7 protein-coding genes are annotated in these 4,092 nt (G+C 42.8%); all 7 read left to right on the top strand.

Going from position 1 to position 4,092, the window contains the following annotated elements; genetic code table 11:
* The coding region (locus IPP74_15420) for a hypothetical protein (GenBank protein ID MBL0320663.1) at window positions 1-670 on the top strand (670 nt) is incomplete at its 5' end.
* Window positions 657-980 carry a hypothetical protein gene (locus IPP74_15425; protein ID MBL0320664.1) on the top strand — a complete coding sequence of 108 codons (324 nt, stop codon included), beginning with the start codon at window positions 657-659 and terminating at the stop codon, window positions 978-980. The genes IPP74_15420 and IPP74_15425, both read left to right, overlap by 14 nt.
* Window positions 967-1,422 (top strand): hypothetical protein, encoded by a 456-nt coding sequence (locus tag IPP74_15430; protein ID MBL0320665.1) that lies wholly within the window; start codon window positions 967-969, stop codon window positions 1,420-1,422. Before IPP74_15425 ends, IPP74_15430 begins: the two co-directional genes overlap by 14 nt.
* 5 nt (window positions 1,423-1,427) lie before the next feature.
* A complete protein-coding gene (locus tag IPP74_15435) occupies window positions 1,428-2,057 on the top strand; it encodes a hypothetical protein (GenBank protein MBL0320666.1) in 630 nt (209 codons plus the stop codon).
* 28 nt (window positions 2,058-2,085) lie between these two features.
* Entirely contained in the window at window positions 2,086-2,988 is a 903-nt protein-coding gene (locus IPP74_15440) for a DUF5309 family protein (protein ID MBL0320667.1), read from the top strand.
* Window positions 2,989-3,038: 50 nt separating this feature from the next.
* On the top strand, window positions 3,039-3,347 hold the full coding sequence (locus tag IPP74_15445) for a hypothetical protein (GenBank protein MBL0320668.1): 309 nt from the start codon (window positions 3,039-3,041) through the stop codon (window positions 3,345-3,347).
* Entirely contained in the window at window positions 3,344-3,964 is a 621-nt protein-coding gene (locus IPP74_15450) for a hypothetical protein (protein ID MBL0320669.1), read from the top strand. The genes IPP74_15445 and IPP74_15450 overlap by 4 nt, the downstream gene beginning before the upstream one ends.
* Window positions 3,965-4,092 lie beyond the last annotated feature (128 nt).

Raw genomic sequence — 4,092 nt, forward strand, 5'->3', positions numbered from 1 at the left:
TATCACCGCGCCATCACGGGCCAGGACAGAGCAAGACTATTATGAAAATGGACTCCCGCCTAATTTGTTGGGAACCCCCACAAACGAGGATACCGCCACAGCGTCTAGTCAACAACTCCAAAACGCCAATAAGAAGTTGGCTATGGTGATTAAGAACCTTGCCTATTCCGCTTTTATTCCCGCTTTCCGATATCTAATGAGAATTGAACAGGTCTATGACACGACGATTTTGTCAGAAATATTACTGGGACTGTACTCGATTGGAGACAAGCCGACGATAACTATCCCGCCAAGGGAAGTGATCCAGGGCGATTTCGATCTAAAACTGAATTTGGCGATTAATAAGCAAGCTCAAACAAACAAGTTTTTGCTTATTGCAGATCGGATGACACAGGCGAACCAGTCACTATTTCAACTTGTCCAAGCTGGCGTTGTTAATCCAGCAGAGATCAAATTTAAAAATCCCATGAAGGTGTTTGAACATTTGCTCCCTATATTGGGTGTTAAAAATTCGACTGAATACGATATCCAGGCCTTACCGCCCCCACCGCCACAACAAGGCCAAGAACCAAAGGGGATCGCCAGTCAGCCAAGAAATGTGATGGACCCTTCAAGCCAGATGAACCAAATGAATCCAGAACCAGCGGGGTTGCTTAATGTCCTCAGTTGAATTTCCACATGAACAGTATGTGATTTGGGAGAACCAAATCAAGGAAGGCTCAAAAGCCAAAGGATTTAAATATTCGGCTGAATGGGCGTGGTTCGATGAAACAATTTTGAAAACAATTGAAATGCAAGCGGTTAATACTCTTAAGAATGCCAAAGATGATTCTGACAGATTAAAAGCTCAGCAAATGTTTTTGGCGGCTGATAAGCCACGTCAACTTTTAGATGCCTTGATCTCGCAAGGTGATGGAGCAAAGGCGTCTTTGATGGAAATATCTACCCTTAAGGAGGGCGATAAAGATGGGATGGCCTAAAGGAGTACCTAGAAAATCGGGTGTTGAAGCAATTCAATCTACCCCAGCACAAGTATCACATTCACAAATGTCAACAATCGAAAGCAGCGGTGTTCAAATTGCCAATGCTAAGGTTGTTAAAGCCGCAGTTCAGGTTGATTCACTAACAGATGAAGGGACGACAGATAAGTTGTTCCCTGATTTTATGCCTGAACCAGAAGAACAACAAGAGGCTCAGCCACAAGCTGAACCGACTCCGGCCCCGGAACCGCCAGAGCCAGAGGCACAGATTTCACCTGAAAAGGTGGAAAATAACGAAGTTAATCAACAACCAGTTAAACCGGAAGGACAAGAACAAAATCAACCTGAAAGTTTAAAGGTCTTAGACCTCGACCAGATGGGCGATTATGTGGTTGTTCAAAACATAAATGGACAAAAACGCGAAGTTAAACTAGTGATTTGAATCGAATGGATCAAACGGATGCGGCAATAACTCAGAAAGCCCAGAGAATTGCCGAAGAACGCCAGTTAGAGGCTCTAAGACAAGAATTAAGGCAACAGGCTAGACCTGAACCTACACATAGTCAAGAGCAACAACCCATTTCAAATCGGCAAGCGCAGATGGAAGCACTCAGGATCGCACAGTTAGAACAGCAGATTAATAATCTTCAACAATCACTTGGGCCGGTGGTATACCAGAATAACCGTCAACGATTGGCCAATGAACTAAAGGCCGATGGATTTGACGATTTCTTGGAATACATACCGAAAATAGAACAAGCGGTTGCCACAGTTGAAGATGATAATTTGTTCAACTACTACAACACACCTGAAGGGGCGAAAGCTCTTTACTTCAAAATGAAAGCGCAGGAATTAAAAAGTTCCGTTCAAAGACAAAACGAAACTCCAAGGCCGCCAGTAGCCATAAAAAGACCGTCTCCACCCGTCGTTCGAGTTGGGTCCGGGGATCAAGTCTCAAATGGTGTTAATGACGATTGGAATACGAAATACAAATCAGCCGTTAAATTTGCGCGTGAAAATCCAGGCAACAAAGAAGCCATACAAGAATTACTCCGGTTAAAAGGTTCTGTTATTTAACTTCCATTAAAAATGGAGAAATAAGAAAATGGGATACCCTACAAACTCATACGCCACTTATGCGGCGGTTGGAAATCGGGAGGACTTGATCGATATTATTACCATGATCAGCCCGACCAAAACGCCCGTGTTGAGCATGACCGGCTCGACTCGTGCAACTTCGACATTGCATGAATGGTTAACAGACACATTAGCTTCGCCTACTGCGAACGCCCAAATCGAAGGTAATGACACGACAGCAACAGCCGTTACCGCTCCTTCGCGTATTAACAACTATTGTCAAATTCATGACAAGAAATTCGTTATTACTGAAACTCAGGAAGCCGTTGAAAAAGCTGGCCGATCTTCGGAAAGCGGATATCAATTGCAAAAAGCATTAAAAGAACTTGCCACAGACATTGAATACAGCTTCGTCGTTAATTCAGCCGCCGCGTCTGGCGCGTCTGGTACGGCTCGTCAATTAAAAGGGTTGGCTGGATGGGTTGTGACAAACATCTCCTCTGCTACTGCTAACCGATCTTCGACAAGTACAATCTTAGACGCTCTCCTTCAAACCGTTTGGGCCGCCGGTGGCGATCCAGATGTTATTTTGACGGGTGGCGCTCAGAAGATTGCCTTCAACAACACAACCAACTTCCCAGGCATGACCAAAAACGTGACTGCCGATGCAAAGAAGATTGTGAACTCCGTTGATGTTTACGAATCACCGTTTGGAGTTATGAAGCTGGTTCTTTCGCATGTGATGAACTCGGCCCTTGCTAACCAAATCTTCGCGCTTGAAATGGCGAAATTTAGAAAAGCATGGCTGCGTCCTATCAAACAAAAAGAACTTGCCGCGACGGGTGACTCAAAGAAATTCCTCGTTGTTGCAGAATGCACGCTGGAATCTCTCAATGAGAAAGCCAGCGGTGTTGTTAAGAACTTGACCTAAGTTTAACCCCTGGTGGGGGCACACCGCCCCTCACCGGGACTTTTAAAACCATGATAATTACATCTAAAAATTTACCAGAACAAACACTTGAGATTAAAGGTGATGAAATCATCGTTACTAATAACGTCAAGATTGATGATTACATGCGTATAAATTATTTAAAAAGAAATTGTGAGAATAACGGATTTAGCGCAGACAGGGAATTTCGTCATATCGGGAGTTTCCCGGCGGCGGCATTGCCAGTTTTAAATAAATTGTATCCAGAGATCGCTTGCAAAGATACGTCAATTGCAAAGAAAGCAATCAAGAAAATGATCAAGGAAAATTACTGGATGCAAACCGTTGAGCGTGGAATATGAAAATAGTTGATGTGATTATTCCGACACTCGGCAAGGTTTCACCAAAATCACACCCATTTATTTGTTTTGAGAATCTTCACCATATCCCATGGCCTTATTATCTGCATGTTATTACAGGCGGGAAAACATGGGCTGAAGCAATTAATATCGGACTTAAACAGACCAGCGGAAACGATGTTATCTTGCTCGATGACGATGTGTTTATCAACGATAAAACTTTTAGCTTAATTAACGAGTATTACGACAAGGCAGATATATTTGGATTTAAATTGTTGTTTCCCGATAAGAAGGTTCAACATGCCGGTGGGATTGTTAGACAAGAGGGCGTTGGCCATATCGGCTGGAAATCAAACGATGACGGGAGTTATGACAAACCGATGTATGTATGCCACGTCACGACATCTTGTATTTATATTAAACGCCCTGTCATAGATAAATTACTTGGCATGTCGATTATGCCAGGCCAGCAAATGGAAGATGTCGATTTTAATTTTCGAGCAATGAAAGAAGGATTTAAAATTCTTTACTTGCCATCCCCAGCCATCCATATGGAATCGGCCACAAAACGATTTTTCCTGATTTTCAAAAAGACATTTCACGCGCATATATGGATTTAAGGATGAAACATTTTGAAGATAAGGAATTTGTGAAACTTGTTTCTTCGTATCCGAAAGACCTTAACGTGGAGTTTAAACTTGCTTAACTTCGACGTTTACAAACAACGATATAAATTTGATGGGTCTAT

The sequence above is a fragment of the Alphaproteobacteria bacterium genome, from assembly GCA_016722515.1.
In the GTDB taxonomy this organism is placed as follows: Bacteria; Pseudomonadota; Alphaproteobacteria; order Rickettsiales; family JADKJE01; genus JADKJE01.